Annotated in this window: 25 protein-coding genes; 16 read left to right on the top strand and 9 right to left on the bottom strand. The window is 67.7% G+C overall.

Annotated elements, in window-relative coordinates:
* The first annotated feature begins 52 nt into the window (after positions 1 to 52).
* The 6 genes from ACN0RJ_RS19450 (at position 53) to ACN0RJ_RS19425 (ending at position 5,483) form a co-directional block, all read left to right on the top strand.
* Entirely contained in the window at positions 53 to 484 is a 432-nt protein-coding gene (locus tag ACN0RJ_RS19450; protein ID WP_417725352.1) for a c-type cytochrome, read from the top strand.
* A 105-nt stretch (positions 485 to 589) separates the two neighbouring features.
* Complete coding sequence (locus ACN0RJ_RS19445) at positions 590 to 3,061, top strand: heavy metal translocating P-type ATPase (RefSeq protein WP_417725351.1); 2,472 nt, start codon at positions 590 to 592, stop codon at positions 3,059 to 3,061.
* Positions 3,058 to 3,495 (top strand): c-type cytochrome, encoded by a 438-nt coding sequence (locus ACN0RJ_RS19440; RefSeq protein WP_417725350.1) that lies wholly within the window; start codon positions 3,058 to 3,060, stop codon positions 3,493 to 3,495. The genes ACN0RJ_RS19445 and ACN0RJ_RS19440 overlap by 4 nt, the downstream gene beginning before the upstream one ends.
* A 78-nt stretch (positions 3,496 to 3,573) precedes the next feature.
* Entirely contained in the window at positions 3,574 to 4,413 is an 840-nt protein-coding gene (locus ACN0RJ_RS19435) for a DUF305 domain-containing protein (protein ID WP_417725349.1), read from the top strand.
* Between the two features lie 117 nt (positions 4,414 to 4,530).
* The gene (locus ACN0RJ_RS19430) at positions 4,531 to 4,899 is read left to right on the top strand and encodes a hypothetical protein (protein WP_417725348.1); all 369 of its coding nucleotides are present in this window, start codon (positions 4,531 to 4,533) and stop codon (positions 4,897 to 4,899) included.
* An 83-nt stretch (positions 4,900 to 4,982) separates the two neighbouring features.
* Positions 4,983 to 5,483, top strand: coding sequence for a cupredoxin domain-containing protein (locus tag ACN0RJ_RS19425; protein WP_417725347.1), 501 nt, complete (start codon positions 4,983 to 4,985; stop codon positions 5,481 to 5,483).
* A gap of 174 nt (positions 5,484 to 5,657) precedes the next feature.
* Here the strand turns inward: ACN0RJ_RS19425 and ACN0RJ_RS19420 are convergent, their stop codons facing one another.
* From ACN0RJ_RS19420 to ACN0RJ_RS19390, 7 genes are read right to left on the bottom strand one after another with little or no spacing between them, the layout of a single operon-like run.
* On the bottom strand, positions 5,658 to 6,323 hold the full coding sequence (locus ACN0RJ_RS19420; RefSeq protein WP_417725346.1) for a transporter substrate-binding domain-containing protein: 666 nt from the start codon (positions 6,321 to 6,323) through the stop codon (positions 5,658 to 5,660).
* A complete protein-coding gene (locus tag ACN0RJ_RS19415) occupies positions 6,320 to 7,081 on the bottom strand; it encodes an HpcH/HpaI aldolase family protein (RefSeq protein ID WP_417725345.1) in 762 nt (253 codons plus the stop codon). The genes ACN0RJ_RS19420 and ACN0RJ_RS19415 overlap by 4 nt, the downstream gene beginning before the upstream one ends.
* A gap of 52 nt (positions 7,082 to 7,133) precedes the next feature.
* Positions 7,134 to 7,916, bottom strand: a complete 783-nt coding sequence (hpaH, locus tag ACN0RJ_RS19410) for a 2-oxo-hept-4-ene-1,7-dioate hydratase (protein ID WP_417725344.1) — start codon at positions 7,914 to 7,916, stop codon at positions 7,134 to 7,136.
* A gap of 7 nt (positions 7,917 to 7,923) precedes the next feature.
* Positions 7,924 to 8,817, bottom strand: coding sequence for a dioxygenase (locus ACN0RJ_RS19405; RefSeq protein WP_417725343.1), 894 nt, complete (start codon positions 8,815 to 8,817; stop codon positions 7,924 to 7,926).
* A gap of 22 nt (positions 8,818 to 8,839) precedes the next feature.
* A complete protein-coding gene (gene aroQ / locus ACN0RJ_RS19400; RefSeq protein WP_417725342.1) occupies positions 8,840 to 9,274 on the bottom strand; it encodes a type II 3-dehydroquinate dehydratase in 435 nt (144 codons plus the stop codon).
* Positions 9,271 to 10,065: a sugar phosphate isomerase/epimerase family protein gene (locus ACN0RJ_RS19395; RefSeq protein WP_417725341.1), complete on the bottom strand. Its 795-nt coding sequence runs from the start codon at positions 10,063 to 10,065 to the stop codon at positions 9,271 to 9,273. The genes aroQ and ACN0RJ_RS19395 overlap by 4 nt, the downstream gene beginning before the upstream one ends.
* Positions 10,065 to 10,781: a GntR family transcriptional regulator gene (locus ACN0RJ_RS19390; RefSeq protein ID WP_417725340.1), complete on the bottom strand. Its 717-nt coding sequence runs from the start codon at positions 10,779 to 10,781 to the stop codon at positions 10,065 to 10,067. Before ACN0RJ_RS19390 ends, ACN0RJ_RS19395 begins: the two co-directional genes overlap by 1 nt.
* Positions 10,782 to 11,061: 280 nt before the next feature.
* On the opposite strand from ACN0RJ_RS19390, the gene ACN0RJ_RS19385 reads away from it, so the two are divergent.
* The 4 genes from ACN0RJ_RS19385 (at position 11,062) to ACN0RJ_RS19370 (ending at position 15,109) form a co-directional block, all read left to right on the top strand.
* On the top strand, positions 11,062 to 12,015 hold the full coding sequence (locus tag ACN0RJ_RS19385; RefSeq protein WP_417722016.1) for a tripartite tricarboxylate transporter substrate binding protein: 954 nt from the start codon (positions 11,062 to 11,064) through the stop codon (positions 12,013 to 12,015).
* A gap of 74 nt (positions 12,016 to 12,089) precedes the next feature.
* The gene (locus ACN0RJ_RS19380; protein ID WP_417722015.1) at positions 12,090 to 12,554 is read left to right on the top strand and encodes a tripartite tricarboxylate transporter TctB family protein; all 465 of its coding nucleotides are present in this window, start codon (positions 12,090 to 12,092) and stop codon (positions 12,552 to 12,554) included.
* Positions 12,555 to 12,565: 11 nt separating this feature from the next.
* Positions 12,566 to 14,086, top strand: a complete 1,521-nt coding sequence (locus ACN0RJ_RS19375; RefSeq protein WP_417725339.1) for a tripartite tricarboxylate transporter permease — start codon at positions 12,566 to 12,568, stop codon at positions 14,084 to 14,086.
* Positions 14,087 to 14,209: 123 nt separating this feature from the next.
* Positions 14,210 to 15,109, top strand: coding sequence for a LysR family transcriptional regulator (locus ACN0RJ_RS19370; protein ID WP_417725338.1), 900 nt, complete (start codon positions 14,210 to 14,212; stop codon positions 15,107 to 15,109).
* Positions 15,110 to 15,121: 12 nt separating this feature from the next.
* Here the strand turns inward: ACN0RJ_RS19370 and ACN0RJ_RS19365 are convergent, their stop codons facing one another.
* Entirely contained in the window at positions 15,122 to 16,105 is a 984-nt protein-coding gene (locus ACN0RJ_RS19365) for a 2-hydroxyacid dehydrogenase (protein ID WP_417725337.1), read from the bottom strand.
* Entirely contained in the window at positions 16,102 to 17,022 is a 921-nt protein-coding gene (locus ACN0RJ_RS19360) for a dihydrodipicolinate synthase family protein (RefSeq protein WP_417725336.1), read from the bottom strand. The genes ACN0RJ_RS19365 and ACN0RJ_RS19360 overlap by 4 nt, the downstream gene beginning before the upstream one ends.
* 233 nt (positions 17,023 to 17,255) lie before the next feature.
* On the opposite strand from ACN0RJ_RS19360, the gene ACN0RJ_RS19355 reads away from it, so the two are divergent.
* From ACN0RJ_RS19355 to ACN0RJ_RS19330, 6 genes are all read left to right on the top strand, one after another.
* Positions 17,256 to 18,431: an enolase C-terminal domain-like protein gene (locus ACN0RJ_RS19355; RefSeq protein ID WP_417725335.1), complete on the top strand. Its 1,176-nt coding sequence runs from the start codon at positions 17,256 to 17,258 to the stop codon at positions 18,429 to 18,431.
* Positions 18,432 to 18,554: 123 nt separating this feature from the next.
* Positions 18,555 to 20,060, top strand: a complete 1,506-nt coding sequence (locus tag ACN0RJ_RS19350) for an ABC transporter substrate-binding protein (protein WP_417725334.1) — start codon at positions 18,555 to 18,557, stop codon at positions 20,058 to 20,060.
* A gap of 60 nt (positions 20,061 to 20,120) precedes the next feature.
* The gene (locus ACN0RJ_RS19345; RefSeq protein ID WP_417725333.1) at positions 20,121 to 21,026 is read left to right on the top strand and encodes an ABC transporter permease; all 906 of its coding nucleotides are present in this window, start codon (positions 20,121 to 20,123) and stop codon (positions 21,024 to 21,026) included.
* A gap of 15 nt (positions 21,027 to 21,041) precedes the next feature.
* The gene (locus ACN0RJ_RS19340; RefSeq protein WP_417725332.1) at positions 21,042 to 21,965 is read left to right on the top strand and encodes an ABC transporter permease; all 924 of its coding nucleotides are present in this window, start codon (positions 21,042 to 21,044) and stop codon (positions 21,963 to 21,965) included.
* Positions 21,962 to 23,596, top strand: a complete 1,635-nt coding sequence (locus ACN0RJ_RS19335; RefSeq protein ID WP_417725331.1) for an ABC transporter ATP-binding protein — start codon at positions 21,962 to 21,964, stop codon at positions 23,594 to 23,596. The genes ACN0RJ_RS19340 and ACN0RJ_RS19335 overlap by 4 nt, the downstream gene beginning before the upstream one ends.
* Before the next feature lie 12 nt (positions 23,597 to 23,608).
* Positions 23,609 to 24,661, top strand: a complete 1,053-nt coding sequence (locus ACN0RJ_RS19330) for an Ldh family oxidoreductase (protein ID WP_417725330.1) — start codon at positions 23,609 to 23,611, stop codon at positions 24,659 to 24,661.
* Positions 24,662 to 24,685: the final 24 nt, after the last annotated feature.

Genomic DNA, 24,685 nt, shown 5'->3' with positions numbered 1-24,685 from the left:
TCGATGAAAAAGGCGGCGGCACGCAGCCCCGCCGGCCCGCGCAGGAGATTGCATGAAGACCCGACTATTTGCCGCACTGGTGGCCGTGACGGCCGCCGGGGCCGTCCTCGCGCATGAAGGTGTCGAGAACGAGACCGTGCTCGCCCGGATGGAGGGGATGAAGGAACTGGGCCAGGAGCTGAAGACGCTTGGCGCCATGGCCAAGGGCCAGCAGGCCTTCGATGCCGATGCGGCGCAGGCGGCGCTGGACCGGATTGCCGAAGGCGCCGCGCAGATCGCCGGGCAGTTCGAGGCCGAGGTGGTGGTCGAGAAATCCGAAGCCCGTCCCGCGATCTGGCGGAACTGGGAAGACTTCACCGCCAAGGCCGATGCCCTTGCGCAGCGGTCCGCCGCGCTGAGGGTCACGCGGCCCGGCGATCTCGGCCCCGCGCTGCGCGACCTCGGCGGGGCCTGCAAGGCCTGCCACACGGATTATCGCGAGTAGGGCGATCTGCGGCCGGGATCGGCGGGTCATGAGAATGTCTTGACCTTCCCCCTGCTGGAACCCCAAATCATCATGGGACACCGACACCCGCGCAGGGAGGTTCCCATGACCCATGCTCACGATACACAGGCGGCCGCATCCCGAGGTGCGGCCCGCGACATCACCCGCGATCCGGTCTGCGGCATGACCGTCGACCCCGGGGCGGGCAAGCCGTTCCTGGATCACGACGGCCATCGCTACCACTTCTGCTCGGAGGGGTGCCGCGACAGGTTCCGCGCCGATCCTGGCGCCTGGCTCAGCGCCACAGACCCGGTCTGCGGCATGGCGGTCGACCGCGCCACCGCCGCCCATATGATCCGGCACGACGGCGGGAAGGTCTATTTCTGTTCCGGGCGCTGCCGAACGAAATTCGAGGCCGAACCCGAAGCCTATGCCGGTGACCGCCCCGCGCCCGCGCCGATGCCCGAAGGCACGACCTACACCTGCCCGATGCACCCCGAGATCATCCGCGACGCGCCCGGCGACTGCCCCAAGTGCGGCATGGCGCTGGAGCCGATGACCCCTTCGGCGGACAGCGGACCCAACCCCGAGTATCTCGACTTCACGCGCCGGCTCAGGATCACGGCACCGCTGGCGGCGCTGGTCTTCGTGCTGGAGATGGGGGCGCATGTCGGCATCCCCGTCGCCGACCGGATCGGTCACACGCTCTTCGGCTGGCTGCAGTTCGCGCTGGCGACGCCGGTGCTGCTGCTCTGCCTCCCGTTCTTCAAGCGGGGCCGGGCCTCGATCGTCAACCGCTCGCCTAACATGTGGACGCTGATCGCGCTCGGCACCGGGGCCGCCTATGTCTTTTCCGTCGTCTCGCTGTTGGCGCCGGGGCTGTTCCCCGAGGCAATGCGCGACGACATGGGCATGACGCCGGTCTATTTCGAGGCGGCGGCGGTGATCCTCGTTCTGGTGCTGCTCGGGCAGGTCATGGAACTGGCCGCCCGCGAGCGTACGGGCGACGCGATCCGCGCGCTGCTGGACCTTGCGCCCGGGACGGCGCGGCGGGTGACGGACGGGGGCGAGACGGATGTGCCGCTCGATGCTGTCGCTTCGGGCGACATCCTGCGCGTCCGCCCCGGCGAGAGCGTGCCGGTCGACGGCGAGGTGACCGAAGGGCACTCGTCGGTGGACGAGAGCATGATCACCGGCGAACCGGTCCCGGTCGAAAAGACGAAGGGTGCGCCGGTGACGGGCGGCACGCTCAACGGGACCGGCAGCTTCCTGATGCGGGCCGGGAACGTCGGTGCCGAAACCACGCTTTCGCGCATCGTTGCGATGGTCTCCAGGGCGCAGCGGTCGCGCGCGCCGATCCAGGCCATGGCCGACCGGGTTGCGGCCTGGTTCGTTCCCGCGGTCGTGGGCACGGCGGCGCTGGCCTTTCTTGCCTGGGCGGTCTTCGGGCCGACCCCGGTGCTCTCCCATGCCTTCGTCGCGGCGGTCTCGGTGCTGATCATCGCGTGTCCCTGCGCGCTCGGGCTCGCCACGCCGATGTCGATCATGGTGGCGACGGGGCGGGGTGCACAGGCCGGGGTGCTGATCCGCGACGCCGAGGCGCTGGAGCGGTTCTCGAAGGTCGATGTGCTGGTCGTCGACAAGACCGGCACGCTGACCGAGGGCCGGCCGACGCTGACCGATGCAGAGCCTGCGGAAGGCTTCGGGAGGGACGCGCTGCTTGCCTTCGCCGCCGCGCTGGAGCGCGGCTCCGAGCATCCGCTGGCCGAGGCGATCACCACCGGCGCACGCGAGGCCGGCGCGGCGGAGCGCGCGGCGTCGGACTTCGAAGCGGTCACCGGCAAGGGCGTGACCGGTACCGTCGACGGCCGGCGCGTCGCGCTTGGGAACGCCGCCCTGATGGCGGACGAAGGCGTGGACCCCGGCGCGCTGATGGACCGGGCCGGAGACCTGCAGCGCGACGGCAGGACCGCGATGTTCGTCGCCGTGGACGGGCGGCCCGCCGGGCTGGTCGCGGTCGCCGACCGGGTGAAGGACACCACCCCCGCGGCGATCCGTGCCCTGCACGAGGCCGGGCTGCGCATCGTCATGGCCACCGGCGATGCGACGGCCACCGCCGAGGCGGTGGCGCGTGCGCTGAACATCGACGAGGTGCATGCCGAGGTCGGCCCCGAGGACAAGCACGCGCTGATCGAGACGCTGCGGAGAGAGGGGTATTCGGTCGCGATGGCCGGAGACGGGGTGAACGACGCCCCGGCGCTGGCCGCCGCCGACGTGGGCATCGCCATGGGCACCGGCGCCGACGTGGCGATGGAGAGCGCGGGCATCACGCTGGTGAAGGGCGATCTCGGCGGCATCGTCCGGGCGCGCCAGCTTGCCGGGGCGACCATGCGCAACATCCGCCAGAACCTCTTCTTCGCCTTCGTCTACAACGCGGCGGGCGTGCCGCTGGCCGCGGGCATCCTCTATCCGTTCTTCGGCATCCTGCTTTCGCCGATCGTCGCGGCGGCGGCGATGAGCCTCTCGTCGGTGTCGGTGATCGGCAACGCGCTGCGGCTGCGCGGGGTGAAGCTGTGAGCCGGGCCGCGCTTGCCGTGCTGCCGTTGGTCGGGCTTGCGGGCTGGCTGATCGTCGCGGGGACCGGAACCGCCCCGGCGGACTCCGCGCAGATTTTTGAAGGCAGGGCGCTCTATGCCGAGACCTGCGCCGCCTGTCACGGCGCCGATCTCGAGGGCCAGCCCGACTGGCGCCGTCCCGGTCCCGACGGGAGGCTGCCCGCGCCGCCCCATGACGCCAGCGGCCACACCTGGCACCACCCCGACGACATGCTCTTGCGCATCACCAGGCTCGGCACGGCCGCCGTGGTCGGCAACGGATACGAAAGCAACATGCCGGGTTTCGCCGACCGGCTCGGCGATGCGCAGATCGAGGCCGTGCTGGCCTATATCAAGTCGACCTGGCCCGAGGAGCTTCGCGAACATCAGGCCGAGATCTCCGCCCCGCCGGACTGATCCCTGCCGTCACTTTCCGGGGAACCCTCCAGCGCTGGAAGGCCGTTGAGTCATGACGCGACCAGCAAGGAGGGGACGATGACCTATTCCCGTTTCGCCCTCATGATCCTCGCCTCGACGGCGATCATGTTCGGGCTGATGTATCTCAACACCTATGCCTTGGAACACGTCTTCTTCAGCGAGACGCGCCTCTACATGGCGATCGTCATGGGGGCGAGCATGGCCTTCGTGATGCTGGCCTTCATGGCGGCGATGTATCCGAGCCGCGCGATCAACCTCGCCATCTTCGCGGGCAGCATCGCGGTCCTTGCCGGGGCGCTCTGGCTGGTGCGCAGCCAGGTCACCGTGACAGGCGCCAGCTACATGCGCGCGATGATCCCGCACCATTCCATCGCCATCATGACCTCGGAACGGGCCGGGATCGAGGACGCCCGCGTCCGAAAGCTCGCCGATGGCATCATCGCCGCGCAAAAGAAGGAAATTGCCGAGATGCGCGCGCTGATCGCGGATGTCTCCGCCGGGAACGTGGTGACGAAGGTCTACGAGGATCCGCCCGCGCGACCGGGAACGCTGCAGGATGCCTTGGACAACACGCTTCTGTCGACGCTCGACCCCGCGCCGCTGACCGCCGAGGAGGCCGCCGGGGTGCTGCCCCGGGGCGAAACCTGCGCCTTTCGCCGCACCCGCACCGAGGACCCGGTTCTGATCGCCGCCGCAGACGGCAGCGCCGCCGTCACCAAGCTCAACGGCATCATCCTGCGGCTGAGGGCAGGGGAGGCCGGACAGTCCTACGGCACCGAAGGGCTTTCCATGGCGGTCGAGCCGGTCGACGCGCTGCGGTCCGACAGCCGGCTGACCTTCCGCCTCGACCCCGGACCCGAGGCGATCTATCGCGGCTTCTGGAGCTGCAGCGGCTGAGGCGCCTCCGTCTCGGAAGGCCTTCGCTTTGGCAGGGATCTGCCTGACGGAAACGTGTTCCGACCCGGCCGAGCAAGGCTCTTGCCGCGGGCAGGCCGGGGTGCGTAACTCCGGGACATGCCGGAAAGGATTCGAGCCATCGTGACCTTCTGCGCCGTGATGCTCGTCACGGTCGGGATGGTCCTCGGCCCGGCAAATGCGGCCGCCATGCTCTCGTGCGATGCAGGGGGGCAGGCGGCCTCCGCTCATCCGCAGGCGCATCCGGATGATCGTTCCCGAATGACCGACCAGCACCATGCCGAGACGGTTTCGCCGGATCATCGGCCCGGGCACTGTGCGGGCCATGCCTGCGTCCTGGCGCTTCCGGCAGGCGGGCCCGCGCCATCGGCAGGCTTTGTCGGGACCCGCCTGACCATGGAGCCGCTTGCCGCCGTGCTTGTCCCCCTTGCCAGCCCCGAGGGGCTGCGCCGTCCTCCCCGCGCCTGAACATCACTTCCGAAACTGCGGCTCACCATGCGCGGCGGCGTGCGGCAGGGCCGACCATTGCGAGCAAAGGAGGACCCAAGCTCATGAAAACCGCATTGCTCACCCTCGCGGCGCTGCTCGCGCCCGCGATCGCATCGGCTGCCGGGCAGCACACCGGCGGTCACGGCACCGATCATGGCCGGACCAATGGCCGGGCCATGGCAATCGGCGCCACCGCTGTCGTCGCGCCGACGCGCACGGTCGAAATCGTGATGAACGAGGATTACGACGCGGATTCCGTCTACGTCTTCGACAAGAAGGAACTCGTCTTTGCCGCAGGCGAGACGGTGCGCCTGCACATCGTCAACGCCGGGGAAGAGGTCCACGAGTTCGTCATGGATACCGCCGCGGCCAATGCTGAGCACAAGGAGATGATGGTGAAATCCCCTGAAATGGCGCATGACGATCCCAATTCCGTCCGCCTGGGCCCCGGTGAGGAGGCCGAGATCCTCTGGACCTTCGGCGCTCCCGGCAGCTTCGAATTCGCCTGCCTTCTGCCCGGTCACTACGAAGCCGGGATGCACGGCCCCCTCACCGTCGACTGAGCCGGGCGGAGCCCTTCGGTGAAGCGTCGCCCGATGGCGGCTGCATGCGTCGTCTCGGCGAAAAGGCCGGCGGAGCTTGGCCCGCGCGACGACCGGCACCCGTACATGATGAAGCCCTGACCGTGTGTCCGGGCGTCATGAGATCGGGCAGCGGTGTCGCGGCCCGATAAGCGGTCACTCCGGCCCCGGTCCGGCACCGGCCTGATCGCGCAGGAAGGTCTCGACGACACGGTTCATCAGCGCCATGTCCGCCGCGGCACCTTTGGGCAGGGCCACGGCCTGTTCGATCCGGGCGAAGCGGTCGGGCAGGATGCGGCTGCCCGGGCAGTCGATCAGGGCAAGGGGTTCGCGGATGCCGGCAAGGGCGTCGCCTTCGCCCCGCTGGAACCGCGCGCGGGCCTCGGAAGGGGAGGAGGCGACAAGGAGCCTTTCGCGATCCACCAGCCTTTCGAGCTGCGCGTGGTAGGCGGCGCCCTGCGCGCTCAGGATGGAGTGACGGCTGTTCAGGAACGCATCGCAGGTTCCCGACGGCTGATCGCCCCGCACCAGCAGGGTTGCGTCGATGACGTGCCAGGGCCGGCTGAAGGCGATGCGGTCGGCCCGCGACGGGTCGATGGCGAGAAAGGCGATGTCCCAGCCGTCACCGGCGGCTTCCACCACCGAGCGCGCGGAGGGGTGTTCGACGAAGGTGAGGCGCGCGCCCGTCGCGGCGCCGATGCGCTGTGCCAGCGCGATCGCCGGCCCGCCATACCCGTCCCCGGACCGTTGCACCAGCGCGGCATTGTTCATGTTCAGCGCCACGCGCAGGGGGGCCGAATGCCGCCCGCGACGCGCCGTCACGACCAATCCGCGCGGCGTGCGACGGCAGCGCGGCGCAGCAGGCCGCTGTCCACGTCCACGGCAATGAAACGGGCGCCTGCCGCCTTGGCCTCGCGCAGAAAGTCCTGGTCCAGCGACAGGATCCCCGCGGGCACGCCGAGATCGGACAGCACCGCGATGCCGTCGAGGATCGCCGCCTTGACCTCGGGGTGCGAGGGCTGGCCGGGGTGGCCGAAACTGGCCGCCAGATCGGCCGGCCCGAAGAACACGCCGTCCACGCCCGGCACCTGCGCGATGTCCCGCAATTGCGCCAGCGCGGCGCGGGTTTCGACCTGGACCAGCAGGCAGATTTCCTCGTTTGCCCTTGTCGCATAGCCGGTGACGACACCGTAGCGGGTCGCGCGGGTGAGACCCGACACGCCGCGGATGCCCTCGGGCGGGTAGGTGACGGCGGCAACGGCGGCGCGCGCCTCGTCGGCGGACTGGACGTAGGGGATCAGCAGGGTCTGCGCCCCGGCATCCAGCAGCTTCTTGATCTCGACCGGGTTGTTCCAGCCCGGGCGCACCACGGCGCTGACCGGATAGGGCGCCACCGTGCGCAGAAAGCTGATGACCTCCGCCGGGCCGATGGGCGAATGCTCGGTGTCGCACATGATCCAGTCATAGCCGCAACCGGCCAGGATCTCGGCCACGGTCGGGTCGGACAGGGAACTCCAGATCCCGATCTGTGGCGGTCCCGCGCGCAGGGCGGCTTTGAAGGCGTTTGCAGGCAGGTCCATGGTCGGTTCCTCGATGGCCGGGTGCGAAGGGACGGGCAGGGCGGGGGGCGCTCTATTCGAAGCGGAGACCCAGCGACCCGAGCGGCCCGTAGTCGGCAAAGATCACGTCGCCGGAGGCGATGTCGACCGGCCGGGTGAACGATCCGCCGAGCACGATATCGCCCTTTTTCAGACCGTCGCCCAGCGGGGCGAGCTTGTTCACCAACCATGCCAGCCCGGCGGCGGGATGCCCCATGACGGCGGCCGAGACGCCGGATTCCTCGATCACGCCGTTCTGCGACAGGGTGGCGCCGATCCGGCGCAGGTCGACGTCGAAGGGCCGGATCGTCCTGCCGCCCAGCACGATGGCGCCGAAGGCCGCGTTGTCGGCGATGGTGTCGACGATCTGGCGCGGCACCTCGGTGCGGTAGTCGATGATCTCGAGCGCGGGCTGGACGAATTCGGTCGCGCGCAGCACGTCATGCACCTGGCACCCGGCGCCCGACAGATCCTCGCCCATGACGAAGGCCAGTTCGACCTCGAGCCGGGGCTTGATGAAGGTTCCGGCCCCGATCCGCGCGCCGTCATGGAACAGCGCATCGTCGAGGATCACGCCGTAGTCCGGTTCGGTCATCTTCGACGCCTGCTGCATGGCGCGGCTGGTCAGGCCGATCTTGCGGCCGACGATCTTTGCTCCGCCCGCGATGCGGGCTTCGGCCCAGCGGCGCTGCACATCATAGGCGTCTTCGAGGGTCATATCCGGCCAGGTCTTCGACGGCTGGGGGCAGACCTTGCGGGTCCGTTCGGCTTGCAGGATCGCGTCGCTTGCGTCCTGGCGCTGCTGGTCTGTCAACATGGTCTGCTCACTTGATCGGAGGAATGGGAAGCCGGGACTCGCCCGGCTCCAGCGTCAGCGTGTGTTCGAGCGTGTACCACTCCCCCACCTCGCCATCTTCGGGATGCGGGCCGGTCTGCCTTTCCAGTTTGCCGATCAGCGCCTCGGTCACGCCGAACTGCACGTCGGAGGTAAGGTAGTCCGTCTCGTCCACGTAGGTCTGATTGATCAGGGTCTTGAACCCCTGCTTGTGGGCCAGAACGTGCACATGCGCCGGGCGGTAGGGGTGGCGGTGCTGCGCCTTCAGCAGGGTGCCGACGGTCGTCGTCGTCGGGATCGGGTAGCCGATCGGCTTCACCGATCTGAAGCGCACCACGCCATCCGTGCCGGTCAGGAACTTGCCCCGCAGGTTGAACTCGGCCTGGCTGTCGTCCTGGTTCTCGTAGAGGCCGACGGGCGAAGCGTGCCAGATGTCGACCTCGAGCCCCTCGATCGGATCGCCGGCCTGATCGAGAAAGGTGAAGGTGCCGTAGAGCCGCGGCCCCGGCGTGTCGGAGCGCAGGATCGAGCCGCCGTTCTCGGTCATCGGGTGGTGCATCCGCCAGAACGGCCCCAGCAGGGATTGCGTGGTTTCGGTCGTGCCGCCGTCGCCGTTGTTGAGCAGGCAGACCAGCGACGACACCCCGAGCGAGCCCGCCATCAGCACGAACTCGTTGTGGCTGTCGTTGCTCTGCTGGCCCATGGTGTTGAGGATCCGCGTGGCCTGCTGGAATTCGGCTTCGGTCAGGCCCACGTCGCGGACAAAGCCGTGCAGATGGGTGACGAGGCTGGTCATGATCTCGCGCAGGCGCGGATCGGTGGTCTGCGCCATGACCTTCTGCACGGCGGGTGTGACGTCTTGCTGGCTCGCGAGAATGGTCATGCGAATTCCTCTCCGGGTTGGGTCAGGCCGAGGCGAGCCGGCAGATCCGGCGCACCCCGGCGGCGTAGCCGTCAAGGCCGAACCCGGCGATCACGCCGTCCGCGCGCAGCGAAACGTAGGAGTGGTGGCGGAAGGCCTCGCGCTTGTGGACCTGGCTGATGTGCACCTCGATCACCGGGGGCTCGTAGGTGTTCAGCGCATCCATGATCGCCACCGAGGTATGGGTGAACGCGCCGGGATTGATGACGACGCCGCATGTGGTTTCGCGCGCTTCGTGGATCCAGTCGATGATCCGGCCCTCGTGGTTGGACTGTTCGAGCCGGACCTCGAAGCCCTCGTCGCAGGCCGCGGCGCAAAGCCGTTCGACATCTTCGAGCGTCTCGTGGCCGTAGATATGCGGCTGGCGCTTGCCCAGCAGGTTCAGGTTCGGGCCGTTCAGGATCAGGATGGTTTTCATGCGATGTCCGTTGTGAAGAGGGAGCGGGTTGCGTCATGGATGGCGCGGGCGCGTTCGGCGGGCGGGCGCGTGTCGGTGGTCGAGGGCAGTTCGACCGAAATGACGGTGTCGCCGGGCAGGGCGCGGACGAGCCCGGCAAGGTCCAGACCGCCCTCGCCGGGCAAAAGCCGCCCGCCGCGCGCTTCGGCCAGACGCGCATCGGCGCCCGGCGGGGCTTTGGTCGGCGCGTCGCAAAGCTGTGCCGAGACGATGCGCCCCGGCGGCATCGCGGCGATGTCGGCCGGTGTGCCGCCGCAGCGGAAGTGATGCAGCGCATCGACCAGATAGCCCGCGCCCTCGGCCCCGGCGGCGTCGATCAGATCGAGGCAGGCGCGCGGCGTGTCGATCCCCCGCCATGCCATGCATTCCAGATCCAGCGCCAGACCGCGATCCCGTGCCAGCGCGTGCAGCCGCGCAAAGGTTTCGGCCAGGGCCGGGAAGACATCGGCGCACACATTGACGCGCTTGCCCCCCAGCCGGGCGGCGGCATCCAGCGCCGGGATCAGCGCGTCAGGGTCCAGCGCCGCGTCGATCACGATGGTTTCGATGTCGTGGAGGCCGACTCCTTCGCCCTCCATCACCCGCGCCAGCTCGCGCAGGCCCGCGTCGTCGGGAAGCCATGTCAGACCGCCTGCCGCGACGGGGTTGAACCGCAGGCCGACGAAGTCGAAGCCCGCCCCCCGCGCCAGACGCACCAGATCGACCGGGGGCAGGTCGAGAAAGGTGAAGTGTCCGAGGCCGAGCGATCGCATCACGCGGACCCCGCCGGAGCTTCCGTCGGGAGGTCGGCCGTGATCAGGCGGCGCAGGTTGTCGGTCGACCGTTCGATATGCCGCGTCAGCAAGGCCGCCGCATCGTCGGCGCGCCGCTCGACCGCCGCCTCTGCGATGGCGGTGTGCTCGTCGATCACGTCGCGCTGCATCGCGACCGTCTTGAGGTAGATATGCCTGTAGCGGTCGTTCATGCTGACCAGCGAACTGTACATCTTGATCAGCAGGGGCATGTCGCAGCGTTCGATCAGGGTCAGGTGGAAGGTGTTGTTCGCGGCCTCCCAACCGGCAAGGCTGCGGGGATCGCCGGGAATGCGGTCGGTCTTGTTCAGGCGGTAGAGCGCGCCCATGACGGCGGTTTCCCAGTCAAGGCCGCCGTTTGCGATGGATTTCCGCAGGGCGTAGGGCTCCAGCTCGAGTCGCAGCGCGCAGACCTCTTCGAGATTGGCGACCGAAATCGGAGTCACGGTGTATCCGCGCTGTGCCGCGACGTCGATCAGCCCCTCGGACACGAGCCGCGTGACCGCCTCGCGCAGCGGAGAAAGGCCCACACCCATCGAATTGCGCAGCTTGTCGAGGTTCAGCTTGGCCCCCGGCGCCAGAACGCCATGCAGGATGTCGTGGCGCAGTTGCGCTTCGATCCGACCCGCAAGCGTGGGTTTTCCGGCTGTGGTCGGGGACAGGTCGAGGGCTGACATGGCGGGTTTCCTTCCTGTCCCCTGTATGGGCCGGAATCAAAACGATGTAAACTTGCAAAAACGACTAAAGGATAAAAAATCGATTTTAGCACATTGGGTCGATCATTGTGCCGAGGGTTTTCGGCCAAAGCGGGCAGGCACCGGTACGGGAGCGCCAATCAATATCAATAAGGTATCAGTCGAACCGTTTGTAACATTGGACCGTATCGTTCACGCCGACTACCAATGGCGACGGGTTCCGCGTGGCACACCCGTCGCGCGGACAAGGGAGGACATTCGCATGAAAGAACAATTTCTCGGCATGATTGCCGGTATCGCTGCAGCCATTGCCGTTGCGGCCCCCGACTCGGCCATGGCGCAGGACCAATGGCCGGACGGTCCGATTCAGGTCATCGTGCCCTATGGCGCGGGCGGGGACACCGATTTTCACGCCCGGGTGCAGGCCAAGTATCTCGAACCGATCCTCGGCGTCTCCATGCCCGTGATCAACGTCACCGGGGCGGGCGGGTCGATCGGCGCGCGTCAGGCCAAGGACGCCGCGCCGGATGGGCAGACGGTTCTGCTGTTCCACACCGCGATGCTGGTGAACACCGCGTCCGGGCTGGCCGACTTTTCGTGGCGCGATTTCGAACTGGCCGGGATCTCGGGCCGTGAGCCGGGCGGCGTGCTCGTCGCCAAGGCGGATGCGCCGTGGCAGAACCTGAGCGAGCTGATCGAAGCGACCAAGGCCGATCCGGGCTCGATCGACCTGACCACCAACACCGGGGCGACCACCTATCTCGTCGGCGCGCTGCTGAACAACGCCGGTGCCGCGTTCAACTTCGTCGACGTGGGCGGCTCTGCCGACCGTCTGACCGCGGTTCTGGGCGGCAATGTCGACGTGTCGCAGAACCCGCTGGGACAGGTGAAGCCCTATATCGACAGCGGCGAGCTGCGCGGTCTGGCCAGCCTGGCCGAAGCCCGCACCGAAGCGCTTCCCGATGTGCCCACGATCCGCGAACAGGGCTATGACGTGGCCTTCCAGTACAGCTACTTCTACCTCTTCCCCAAGGGCACGCCCGAGGATGTGGTGAGCAAGTTCGCAGAGGCGCTTGAAGCCGTGGTCAGCGAAACCCCGGAATACGCCGAGGAAATCCGCACCACCTACTTCGAAGAGCCCTATTTCCGCGCACCCGCCGAGGCGAGCGCGGAGCTGGAAGCTGCCGAGCAACAGATCAACGCCGTAGAGTTCTGATCGACAATCGACAATCGGCGCCGGGTCGGCCTTCTGGCCTCCGGCGCCGACGCATACCGGGGAGGAAATCGGAAATGACAAAGACGGTCAGGGATCTGATCGCCGGCGCGGTGCTTCTGGCGCTGGCCATCGGCACGTTCGGGGTGTCGATCGGCATCACCAGCAAGATGAAGATGGGGGTGGACTCCGGTTACTTCCCCGAGCGCGCCGCCGTGCTGCTCGGCGCGCTCGCGATCATCCTTCTGGTGCGGACGGTCCTGCGCCGTCGCAGCGATGCCGCCGAGGATGTCGAAGAGAGCGGCGACACGCTCAATGTCCTCGTCGTCTTCGCGAGCTTCATCGTCTACGCCGTGGCCCTGCCGCTGGCCGGGTTCATCCTCGCCACGCTCGTCTTCTTCGTCGTCCTGCTTGCCTTGCTGGCGCCCGCCGACGGCCGGAACTGGTTGGCCTTCGCGGCGGTCTCGGCGGTCATGACCCTGGCCATCCACACGGCTTTCACCCGCGGGTTCGGCGTTGTCCTGCCCAGCGGCCCGTTCTGAGGAGAAGCGGCATGTCTTCCATCGTTTCCGGCGTCGCCGACGTCTTTCAGCTCCTGCCGCTCATGGCGATCTTCGGCGGTGTCGTCGTCGGCATCATCTTCGGCTCGATCCCCGGGCTGACCGCCACCATGGCAATCGCGCTGTGCCTGCCGCTGACCTTCGGCGTCGATCCGGTGATCAGCCTCAGCCTGCTGGTCGGGCTCTTCGTCGGCGGCATCTCGGGCGGTCTCATCACCGCGATCCTGATCAACATCCCCGGAACCCCCTCGTCCATCGCCACCACCTTCGACGGCTACCCGATGACCCTGAAGGGCGAGGGCGGCCGCGCTCTCGGGCTCGCGGTCTTCTACAGTTTCCTCGGCACGGTGGTCGGCTGGCTGGTGCTGTTCTTCTTCACCCCGCCGCTGGCGCGGATGGCGCTGCGGTTCGGCACCTACGAGTATTTCGCGATCTCGGTCTTTGCCTTGACGCTGGTTGCCGGCCTGTCGGGCGGCAACATGGTGAAGGGGCTGGCCTCGGCCACGCTCGGGCTGCTCGTCGGCATGGTCGGACTGGCGCCGATCGACGCCTACCGCCGCTTCACCTTCGGCTGGAACGCGCTGGACGGCGGGCTCGGGCTGTTGCCCGTGCTGCTGGGTCTCTTTGCCCTCTCCGAGGTGATGAAACACGCCGCCGAGGCACGGACCGCCCTGCCCTCGAGCGTGCCGCCGTTCCGCCTCAAGGGGTTCTTCGGCGTGACCTGGCCGGATTTCCGCGCCTACCTGCCGACCTTCCTGCGCTCCAGCGCCATCGGTGTCGGCGTCGGGCTGCTGCCGGGCATCGGATCGGGGACCTCCAACTTCCTCGCCTACATGGCCGCGCGCAGCGCCTCCAAGACGCCGGAGGATTTCGGCAAGGGCGAACCGCGCGGCCTCATCGCATCGGAATCCGCCAACAATGCGGGCATCGGCGCAGCCATGGTGCCGCTGATCGCGCTCGGGATTCCGGGCGATGCCACCACCGCGCTGATGCTGGGCGGCTTCCTGATCCACGGCATTCAGCCCGGCCCGATGCTGTTCACCAGCAACGCGCCGCTGGTCTATTCGATCTTTACCGCGCTGGTCCTCTCGGCCTTCGTCATGCTGCTTGTCGAGTATTTCGGCATCCGGCTGTTCGTCCGCATCCTCGCGGTGCCCAAGCACTACCTGCTGGCCAGCGTCACGGTCATGTGCGTGCTTGGGGCCTTCGCCGCGAACAACCGGATGTTCGACGTCTACACCTTGATCGCCTTCGGCGCGCTCGGATACGCCATGCTTCGGTTCGACTTTCCCTTCGCGCCATTGGTGCTGGGGTTCATCCTGGGGCCGATGATCGAGAAGAACCTGCGCAGCGCCCTGATGTCGACCCGAGGGGAATTCCTGCCCTTCCTCGAACGCCCGGTCACCGCCGTGTTCCTGGGTCTGGCCCTGCTCTACCTGCTCTGGACCGTGGCGAGCGCCCTGCTCAAGCGCAGGCGGCGCGCGGGCTCCACGGCCGTCGATCCGGCGCGCTGAGCCGTGGCAGGGCGCATCCCTCCCGAGCACCCGCAGACGCGCCTTGTCACGGACGGCCCCGGACGGTCTACTGCCGCGAAGCTCCGCGCGGAGGCATGGCCGCGGGGCCAACCGGGTAGGCCAATGTTCGAACTCAACCAACTCAGATGCTTCGTCGCCGTCGCAGCCGAGATGAACTTTCACCGCGCCGCCGAGCGCCTGAACATGACGCAGCCGCCGCTGAGCCGACAGATCCAGCTGCTCGAGCGCAACATCGACGTCCAGCTGTTCGACCGCTCGGGGCGCAACATTCGGCTGACGGCCGGGGGGAGGCGCTTTCTCGTCGAGGCGCAGGATCTGTTGCGACGGGCGGAGGAGGCCGCGCTTGCGACCCGCGCGACGGTCAGCGGAACCGTCGGCTCGGTGACGCTGGGCTTCGTGCCGATCGCCAACCTTGCACTGCTGCCGCGCGTCGTGCCGCTGCTCAAGACGGAGCTGCCCGGCGTGCATGTGGCGCTGCGCGAGATGCTGACGGTCAACCAGATGGAGGCGCTGGAAAGCGGCCAGATCGACCTTGGCCTGCTGAGAATGCCGCGCGACCGGCGCAACATGCTGATGTATCCGCTGTTCGAGGAAAGCTACGTGCTGGCCATCCATGAGGATCACCCGTTCTGCACCCGCGACACGCTGGTGCTGGAGGACCTCAACGATCAGGAATTCCTGATGTATGCGCCGTCCGACGGCTGGTATGGCTACGATATCTTCAACGGCATCTTCGCCGCCCATGAGATCCGCCCGCGCTTTGTCCAGTATTTCGGCCAGACCTTGACCATGCTGTCGCTGGTCAACGCGGGTGGCGGCATGGCGCTGGTCCCGGAAAGTTCCCGCATCCTGGGCTTCGCGCACGTTCGGTTCCGCGCGATCGAACTGCCGATCAGGGCGACGTCGGCCTATTATCTCGCCTGCACCCCCGCGGGGGTCGAAGATCCCGCCGTGGAGCGCGTGCGCGACCTCCTTCTGGCAGAGTTCTCCGACGCCCCCTGAGGGCGGGCCGTGTCAGCCCGCCACGATCGGCTGGCGGTTGACCGGGTTGATCGCCGGGCGTCCGCTCAGCACCGCGTCGATATTGTCGAGGCAGCGCAGGCAGATACCCTCGCGCGTTTCCACCGTGGCAGAACCGGCGTGCGGTGTCAGGGAAACGTTGGTCATCGCCCGGAGGCGCGGGTCCACCCGGGGTTCGTCGGCAAAGGTATCGAGCCCCGCGGCGAAGAGATGGCCGCTGGAGAGGGCGGCGATGAGGGCGTCCTGGTCCACCAGCGTTCCGCGCGCGGCATTGATGAGGATCGCGCCCTTCGGCAGGCGCGCCAGTTGTGCCGCGCCGATCAGTCCGCGCGTCGCGGGCACGTCCGGCAGATGCAGGGTCAGCACCTCCGCGAGCGGCAGCAAGTCGTCGAGCGTGGCGTGGAATGTTGTGCCATCCACGGGCGAGGCAGGCGGTCGCAGGTCGGTGAAATGCACCTCCATGTCGAAGGCCAGCGCCCGGCGCGCCACCATGCGCCCGATCTGTCCCATCCCGACGATGCCGATCCGGCGTTTGCTGACCCGCCGGCCCAGCATTTCGTCGAACCCCAGCCGCCGCCCCCAGCCGTCGCGCATCAGCCGGTCGTATTCGACGGCGCGGCGGCAGCACATCAGGATGTGCATGAAGGCGATGTCGGCGGCGCATTCGGGGCCGATGTCGGGCACGTTGGTGACGGTGATGCCGCGCGCTTCGGCGGCGGCGGCATCGACGTGGTCCCAGCCGATGCTGGTGGTGGCGATCACCCGCACGGTCTGGGGCAGGGCGGCGATGGTGGCGGCATCCAGCTTGAGATTGCCGCCCATGAGCAGCCCGCCGATCCTCTGCGAGCGGCAGATCTCGATGACCTCCTCACCCGACAGGTTGCGGTCGGCCAGGGTCGCGTCGAACCGGGCGGCGGCGGCCTCTGCCACCGCAGAAGGCACCGGGCGCGCGACGAGGAGTCGATGCCGCGCGGTCACGATGCTTTGGCCTGCAAAAGCCCGTGTGTCCGCAGGAACCCGTCAAGCGCATTGCTCTGCGCTGGCGTCAGCGGCCATGCCGATGGCGGGCGGGTCGGCCCGCAATCCATCCCGGTCATCTGCAGGGCCGTTTTGACGCCGGTGACGTTGGTGCCGTTCATCTCCTGCGCCCGCACGTCCTCGAAGGCTTCCATCTCGCCGATCAGGGCGCGGGCGGTGGCATAGTCGCCGGCTTCGAGCGCGGTGTGGATATCCATCGACCGCTGCGGCCAGACGTTGATGAGACCGGAGGTGAAGCCCCGCGCCCCGACGGCATAGAAGGCAGGCGCCCAGACCTCTGCCAGCCCGCCGACCCAGACGATGTGCTCCGGGCAGGCCTTCATCGCCTCGGCCAGCTTCAACGGGTTCGGCGTGGCCCATTTGACCCCGGCGACGCCTTCGATCTGGCAGAGCGCGGCGATGTTGGCGGTGCCGATCGTGTCGTTGCGCAGGTAGAGCATCATCGGCAGGCCGTTCGAGACATCGCGGATGCGGCTGACGTAATCGACAATGCCGCGCGGCGACACGAAGGGGTCGGGCGGCTGGTGGATCATCAGGCCCTCGGCCCCTGCGCGCACACTGGCCTTCGCCAAGGCCACCGCATCCCCGATCGAGCGCCCGACCCCCGCCAGCAGCGGGGCGCGACCGTCGAGCAATTCGGCGGCCCCGGCCACGTAGGCTTCGGCCTCGGCGGTGGTCAGGGCATAGAACTCGCCCGTGTTGCCGTTCGCGACCAGAATATGGATGCCGGCCCCGACCGCGCGGTCGACGATGGGCCGAAGGCGCGCCATGTCCAGCCGGTCATCCCGGTCGAACGGCGTCACCAGGATGCCGGATATGCCGTGCAGGTTTTCGGTGATCCGTTGGCCCGTGCTCATGGTCTGTCCTCCTGTTGCAAATTCAGGTCAGGCTTGGCCCGGCAAGGCTGCAAAGTCCAATGCGTGGTCGCTGTCCAACGATACCTTTTCTGGATCGGATGGCGCCGTAACAAACGATCCAATTCAGGTATCAATCACGCCAGTCATGGCATTGGACAGCTATCGGTCGGGGGGCCTAGCGTGCCGCAGATCACGGAAGGACCGCTCACCGGGCGGCACAAGAGGAGACACCCATGGCACGCATCGAAAAGGTGGAGCTGACCCGCTTCACCACAGACGTTCCCAATTTCGACCGGGACTACACCGACGATATCGTGGCCGGCACGATGGCCTACCGCGACGGCGCGGTCCTGAAACGTCCGCTGCTGATGGTCCGGATCACCGATGCCGACGGGGTGGTGGGCGAATACGCCAACTGGGCGCCGAGCGGCAGCTGGGACAGCGCCGTGACCTCCGCGAAAATGGCGCTGGGGCGCGATTGGGGCGACCGTGAGGGCATCTGGCGCAACGCCCGCCGCGCGAACCGTCCCGGCAATCCCTACGGTCTGTCCTTCATCGACATCGCCCTTTGGGATCTCGCGGGAAAGGCGTGGAATGCCTCGCTTTCGGCCCTGCTCGGCGGTTGGCGCAAGACGGTCCGATCCTATGCGTCCTGCAACAACGGCGACCGCTTCGGCAACCTGTCGAGCAAGGAGGATGTGGCCGATTTCTTCCTCGGCCTGAAGGAGCGGGGCTGGACCGGCTTCAAGATGCATAGCTGGAACGAGGGCAATCAGCGCGAAGAGATCGCCAACGTGCTGAACATGCGCAAGGCGCTCGGGGACGAGGTCGAGCTGATGCTCGATCCGGCCTGCGTGTTCGACAACCTGCACGACGCCATCCAGGTCGGCCGGGCCTGTTCCGAGGCGAAGTTCCGCTGGATCGAGGACCCGCTCCGCCCGATCGGTCTTGGCGCTTATCAGCACAAGAAGCTGCGCGAAGCCATCGACATTCCGGTGCTTCAGACAGAGCACGTCGCCGGGCCCGAGGCCAAGGCGGATTTCCTGCTTGCCGGCGGCACCGACCTGCTGCGCGCCGACGTTCACTATGACCTCGGCATCACCGGCTCGCTCAAGACGATCCGCTTCGGCGAGTGTCTCGGCGTCAGCACCGAGATGCACGCGCCGTCGCCCGTCCACCGCCACCTGATCGCCTGCCAGCAGGCCGAAACGCTCTACGAGGTGGCCAATGTATCGCCGGCCATGGATGACCCGTCGCCGCTGATCTACACCTGCGGATACTCCGACAACATCGCGGCCATCTCGGCCGACGGCAGGCTGCCGGTGCCGCAGGGCCCGGGCGTCGGCGTCTCCTACGACATGGACCTGATCGCCGCGAACACCGTGCAGAGCGAGGTTCTGACGGTCTGACCGGGCCGGGCACGACCGCGTGCGGCCGGGAGAGGAGACCCGTGCCGCCCGCGATGGTCGTGCCGCAGGACATCCGGCCAATTTCCGAACTGCCACAGAAATCAACAAGGGAGGAACACTGCAATGACATCCATCTTCGGACCGGGCGCATTGGCCGGCGCCATTCTGGCCGCATCCGCCATCGCGGCCGGCGCACAATCCATCACCGTGGTTCTGCCGGAAGAGCCGCCGTCGCTCGAACCCTGCGAATCCAAGCACTCCAGCGTGGGCCGGGTCATCATCCGCAACGTCACGCAGTCGCTGACGGTCATCGACCCTGATACCGGCGCACTGGAACCGCTGCTGGCGACCGCGTGGGAGCAGATCGACGAACTGACCTGGCATTTCAAACTGCGGGACGGCGTGACCTTCTCCGATGGCGCAGCCTTTGATTCCACCGCCGTCGCCGCTGCCATCGACCGGCTTCAGCGCGACGATATCGTCTGCAACACCAAGGAACAGACCCTTGGCGGCGTCGAACTCACCGTCACCCCGGTGGATGCGCTCACGGTCGAGATCAGGACCAGCGAACCTGTGCCGATCCTCCCCACCATGATGAGCGTGGTGCAGATGAGCGCGCCGGGCATGCCGTTGGAGGGCGCGAGCCGCGAGCCGGTGGGCACCGGGCCCTACACGCTGGTTGCGTGGAAACCGGGCGAAAGCATCAGCCTCGCGGCCCGTGACGATTATTGGGGCGAGGCGCCCGAGGTGAGCGAGGCGACCTTCGTCTGGCGCTCGGAATCCGCCGTGCGGGCGGCGATGGTGCAGAAGGGCGAGGCCGATATCGCGCTGGTCATCGCGGGCGTCGACGCCACCGACCCGGAGATGGACTTTGCCTATCCCAACGGCGAGACCACCCGGATGCGGATCTCGACGCAGGTGCCGCCGCTCGACGATATCCGCGTGCGCCGGGCGATGAACCTCGCGCTCGACCTCGAGGCGATGAAACCGATCATCGGGTCCGGAGCGCAGCTTGCGTCGCAACTCGTCGGCCCCGCCGTCAACGGCTTCAACACGGCGCTGCAGCCGTTCGGGTACGACCCCGCCGAGGCGACCGCGCTGATCGAGGCCGCGCGGGCCGATGGCGTGCCGGTCGACACGACCATCACCATCATCGGTCGGGAGGGGATCTATCCCGGCTCGACGGAAATCCTCGAGGCCATGCAGGCCCTGTGGTCCGAGATCGGCCTGACCACCGAGATCCGGACCTTCGACACCGGCAACTGGCTGCGCTACCAGAACCGTCCCTTCCCGGAGCCGGACATGCCGAATGTGCATACCGACCAGCATGACAACCTGCTGGGCGACGCGACCTTCACCCTGTTCAACAAGTACCATTCCGACGGCGTCAACTCCACGCTGGCGGATGCCGAGGTGGATGCGCTGATCGAGAAGGGCGAACCGGCCACGGGCGACGCGCGGGCCGAGGCGTTTCAGGGCGCGTTTGCCCGCCTGCATGACGATCTTGTCGCGGACATCTTCATGTATCACATGGTCGGCTACACCCGGGTCAGCCCCCGGGTGACGTGGAAACCCTCGGTCTCGACCAACAGCGAACTCGACCTGTCGCAGGTCGGAATGGCTGACTGAGTGCCGGGCCGCGCCGGGTTTCCGGCGCGGCCCTTCCACAATCCGAGAGGCCGTGATCCCATGTTCCGCCGCACCCTGCTCACCCTGTTCTCGCTCGTCGGGCTGTTTGCCCTCGTGTTCTTCCTGTCGCGGGTGACGGGCGATCCGTCCTACCTGTTCCTGCCCGTCGATGCCTCCGCCGAGGCGCGTGAAGCCTTCTCGCAGGCGCACGGGTTCGATCAGCCGGTTTCGGTTCAGTTCTTCAGCTACCTCAAAAGCATCCTGAGCGGAGATTTCGGCACATCCCTGCGCCAGCAGAGGCCCGCCATGGACATTGCGCTGGAGGCCTTTCCGGTGACGCTCAGGCTGATCGGCGTGTCGCTCTTGATCGCCTTTGCCGGTGCGCTGCTGTTCGGATGCCTCGCCGCGATGCACCCCCGTGGCCTTGCCGACCGGCTGATATCCCTGGTGTCGCTCGCCGGGGCCAGCGCCCCGGACTTCTGGGTCGCCATCATGCTGGTGCTGGTGTTTTCGGTGCAGCTCGACCTGCTGCCGACCTCCGGGCTCGGCGGACCCGCATACTGGGTCTTGCCGGTCATCGTCCTCGTCCTGCGCCCCTTCGGACTTCTGGGCCAGGTGGTGCGCGGCGCAATGATTCAGGCGCTCTCCGCGCCGTTCATCAAGACCGCCCGGGCCAAGGGTGTGGCCGAACGGCGGGTGGTCTTTGTCCACGCCCTGCGCAATGCCATGCTGCCGGTCGTCACCGTGGCCGGAGACCTCACCGCCAGCCTGCTCAACGGTGCGGTCATCGTCGAAACCGTCTTTGGCTGGCCCGGCATCGGGGGCGTGATGATCAACGCGATCCTCCAGCGCGATTTTGCCGTCATCCAGGCAACCATTCTCGTCACCGCCATCGCGATCCTCGCCCTGAACATCGTGATCGACCTCACCTATGGCTGGCTCGATCCACGCCTGCGCACCGCTTGAGGGAGGCGGAAGACCATGTCTCGGACCGACTCCAACCCGACCGTCCCGCCGAGCCGCTCCGATGCGCGCCGTCTGGTCCGGCTGCTCCTGCGCGACCCGGCGCCGCTTCTGGCGGTCTGCGTGCTGCTGGTGATCGTTTTCTCCGCCCTCTTCGGCCCGCTGCTGGTGGGCGAGGCGACGACCAAGCCGAACTTTGCGCTGCGCAACGCGGCACCGCAACTTGAGCACGGCCTTGCCTATATCCTCGGGGCCGACAACCTCGGGCGCAGCGTGCTGGGGCGGCTGGTGCTCGGCGCGCGCACGACCATTTCCATCGCCGCCGGGGCGGTCGTCCTGTCGCTGACGATCGGCGGCGCGCTCGGCCTGCTCGCGGGCAGCCGGGCCGGGCTGCTGAGCGATGTCATCATGCGGCTGACCGACATCATCATGGCCTTCCCGTCGCTCCTCATCGCGCTGATCGTGCTCTACCTGCTCGGTCCCGGAATCGGCAACCTCGTGCTGGTTCTCGCGGTCACCCGCATCCCGATCTACCTGCGCACGGTGCGCGCCGAAGTGATGGAGATCCGGCGACGACCCTTCGTGGCGGCAGCGCGCTCGATGGGGGCAGGGCAGGGGTGGATCATGCGAAAGCACCTCATTCCGCTGGTTCTGCCGACGCTGTTCACCATTGCCGCAGTCGATTTCGCCGCCGTCATCATCGCCGAGTCGGGCCTCAGCTTTCTCGGCCTGGGGGTGCAACCGCCGGACTTCACATGGGGCTCGATGGTTGCCGCCGGACGCGGCTACATCTCCTCGGCGTGGTGGCTCGCGGCGCTGCCCGGCGCGATGATCCTTGCCACCACACTCTCCCTGGCCGTGCTGTCGAACTGGGTGCGGCTGGCCACCGATCCCGCGCAGGCGTGGAGGTTTTTCAGGGCATCCAAGGGGAGCACGATATGAGCGATACAGCCGTCCTGAACGTCGAGGGCCTCAAGGTGTCCTTCCGCACCGAAAACGGCAGCGTCACGGCTGTCGAGGAGGTCGGCTTTTCCGTCGCCCGAGGCGAGACGCTGGTGATCCTCGGCGAAAGCGGATCGGGCAAGTCGGTCAGCGCCTCGGTCTTCATGGACATTCTGGAGTGCCCGCCCGGCACCGTCGACAGCGGGCGCGTCACGCTGAACGGCACCGATCTGCTCGGGATGGAGTCGAAGACACGGCGCGGCATCAACGGCGCACGGATCGCGATGATCTTTCAGGACCCGCTTTCCAGCCTGAACCCGGTTTACAGCATCGGGACGCAGATCGCGGAGGTGGTGAACGTCCATCAGGGCGGCGACGGGCGCGCCCGCGCGATCGAGCTTCTCGGGCGCGTCGGCATCGCCGATCCGGAAACCCGCTTCGGACAGTACCCGCACCAGTTTTCGGGCGGACAACGCCAGCGCATCATGATCGCCATGGCCCTTGCGATGAAGCCCGACGTGCTGATCGCGGACGAGCCGACCACCGCGCTGGACGTGACGGTGCAGCGGCAGATTCTCGACCTTCTTCGCGAGCTTCAGGACGAGACCGGCATGGCCATCGTCCTGATCACCCACGACCTTTCCGTCGCCGCGCGCATGGCCGACCGGGTGGTGGTGATGAAGAACGGTCGCATCGTCGAAACGGGCGATCTGCACGCGGTCGCGCGCGCCCCGGAACATCCCTACACCCGCGCGCTGCTGGGCGCGATACCGCGTCTCGAACAAGCCCGGCAGGCCGCGCCCTCCGGCGCAGAGGCCAAAGTGCTGCTTCGGGTCGAGGGGCTTTCGAAGGACTATTACCTGCCCGGCGCGCCGTTCCGGGCCGGGCGGACCGTCGCGGCCCTGCGCGACATCAGCTTCAGCCTTGCCGCAGGCACCACGCTGGGGGTCGTCGGTGAATCCGGGTCGGGAAAGTCCACCCTCGCGCGTGTTCTGATGGGGCTCGACCAGCCGAGCGGCGGCGCGGTGCACTATGACGGCATCGACCTGTTTCACATGTCGCCACAGGATCGGGGGCGGTTTCACCGCGAGGTCCAGATGGTATTTCAGGACCCGTTCGGCTCGCTGAACCCGCGGATGACCATCGAGGACATCCTGTGCGAGCCGCTGGCGATCCAGAAGGACATCCTCCCGCGCCGGGCCTGGCGCGATCGGGCGGCCGAGCTGCTCGACCTGGTCGGCCTGCAGACCGGCCATCTTGCCCGCCGCCCCGGCCAGTTTTCCGGCGGTCAGCGTCAGCGCATCGCCGTGGCCCGCGCCCTCGCCTCCGAGCCGCGACTGATCATCTGCGACGAGGCCGTCTCGGCGCTGGATGTGCAGATACAGGCCCAGATCATCGAACTTCTCGCCGGCCTCAGGCAGTCGCTCGGGCTGTCCTACATCTTCATCACCCACGACCTCCCGGTGGTCCGGTCGCTCGCCGACAGGATCATCGTGATGAATCAAGGGCGCATCGTGGAGTCCGGCGAAACCGCCGGGATCTTTGCCGCGCCCGGCCACCCCTACACCCGCGAGCTGCTGGCCGCCTCCGGTCTGCCGGACTGGATGGCCGAAGCGGTGCATCACCTCTGAAGGAACCCGTCCATGCCGAAACTTTCCGTTGCCATCGCCACCGACATGGCACGCACCCTGCTCGCGGATGCGGGCATGACCGCCACGCAGGCCGCCGCGATGGCGGAGGTTCTGATCGCCGCCGACCTGATGGGCCATCGCACCCACGGTCTCGGGATGCTGCCGACCTATCTCGACCGCATCGCCGCGGGGCTGATCCGCAGCGAGGGCAGCATCGAGACCCTGAATGAAACCTCATCCACCTTCGCATGGCACACCGACCGGCTTCCCGGCGCCTGGGTCATGCAGCAGGCGATGAGCCGGCTGCAGGACATGGCGCGCCATCATCCCGTGGTGACGGCCACGGTCTCGAACTGCACGCATATCGGCTCGTTGCAGGTCTATCTCGAAGAGCCCGCCCGCAACGGCTATCTTGCGCTGATGATGGTGACGGACCCGGGCGTCGCCTCGGTTGCGCCCTTCGGCGGGGCCGATCCGGTGCTGACCTCGAACCCCATCGCCTGCGGCATCCCGACGGGCGGCGATCCCATCCTGATCGACCAATGCACCTCGCTCGTCTCCAACGCGCAGGCCCAGTCCATCCCCGAGGGCCGGACGGAGCTTCCGGGCGACTGGCTTCTCGACAACGAGGGGCGCCCCTCGCGCGATCCATCCGTTCTCAGGACCGATCCGCCCGGCACCATCATGCCCCTCGGGGGCGCCGATTTCGGTTACAAGGGCATGGGCTTCATGCTGATGGTCGAAGCCTTCGCCCTCGCGCTCTCCGGCCATGCGCGGTCGACGCCGAAGACCCGTGGGGCGCAGGGCGTCTTCGTGCAACTCATCGACCCTTCGGCTTTTTCCGGGCGTGGTACCTTCGAGGCCGAGATGACGCACGTGGTCGAGGCCTGCCATGCCTCCCGGCCCGCCGAAGGGTCCTCCGGCGTGCGCCTGCCGGGCGAACGCGCCCTGCGTCTGAAACGCGAGCAGGCGGAAACCGGGCTCGATGTCGAGACCGGGCGTCTGGACGCCATCCGCGCCGCCTGCCGGCGCAACGGCCTGGATGTGCCGGCGGCACTGCGTTGATCGCCGCAGCCCCCGCCACGCACC

Source organism: Salipiger sp., from assembly GCF_048261495.1.
In the GTDB taxonomy this organism is placed as follows: Bacteria; Pseudomonadota; Alphaproteobacteria; order Rhodobacterales; family Rhodobacteraceae; genus Salipiger.
The sequence above is the reverse complement of the archived record's forward strand: the minus strand, read 5'-3'. Positions and strand labels throughout refer to the sequence as shown.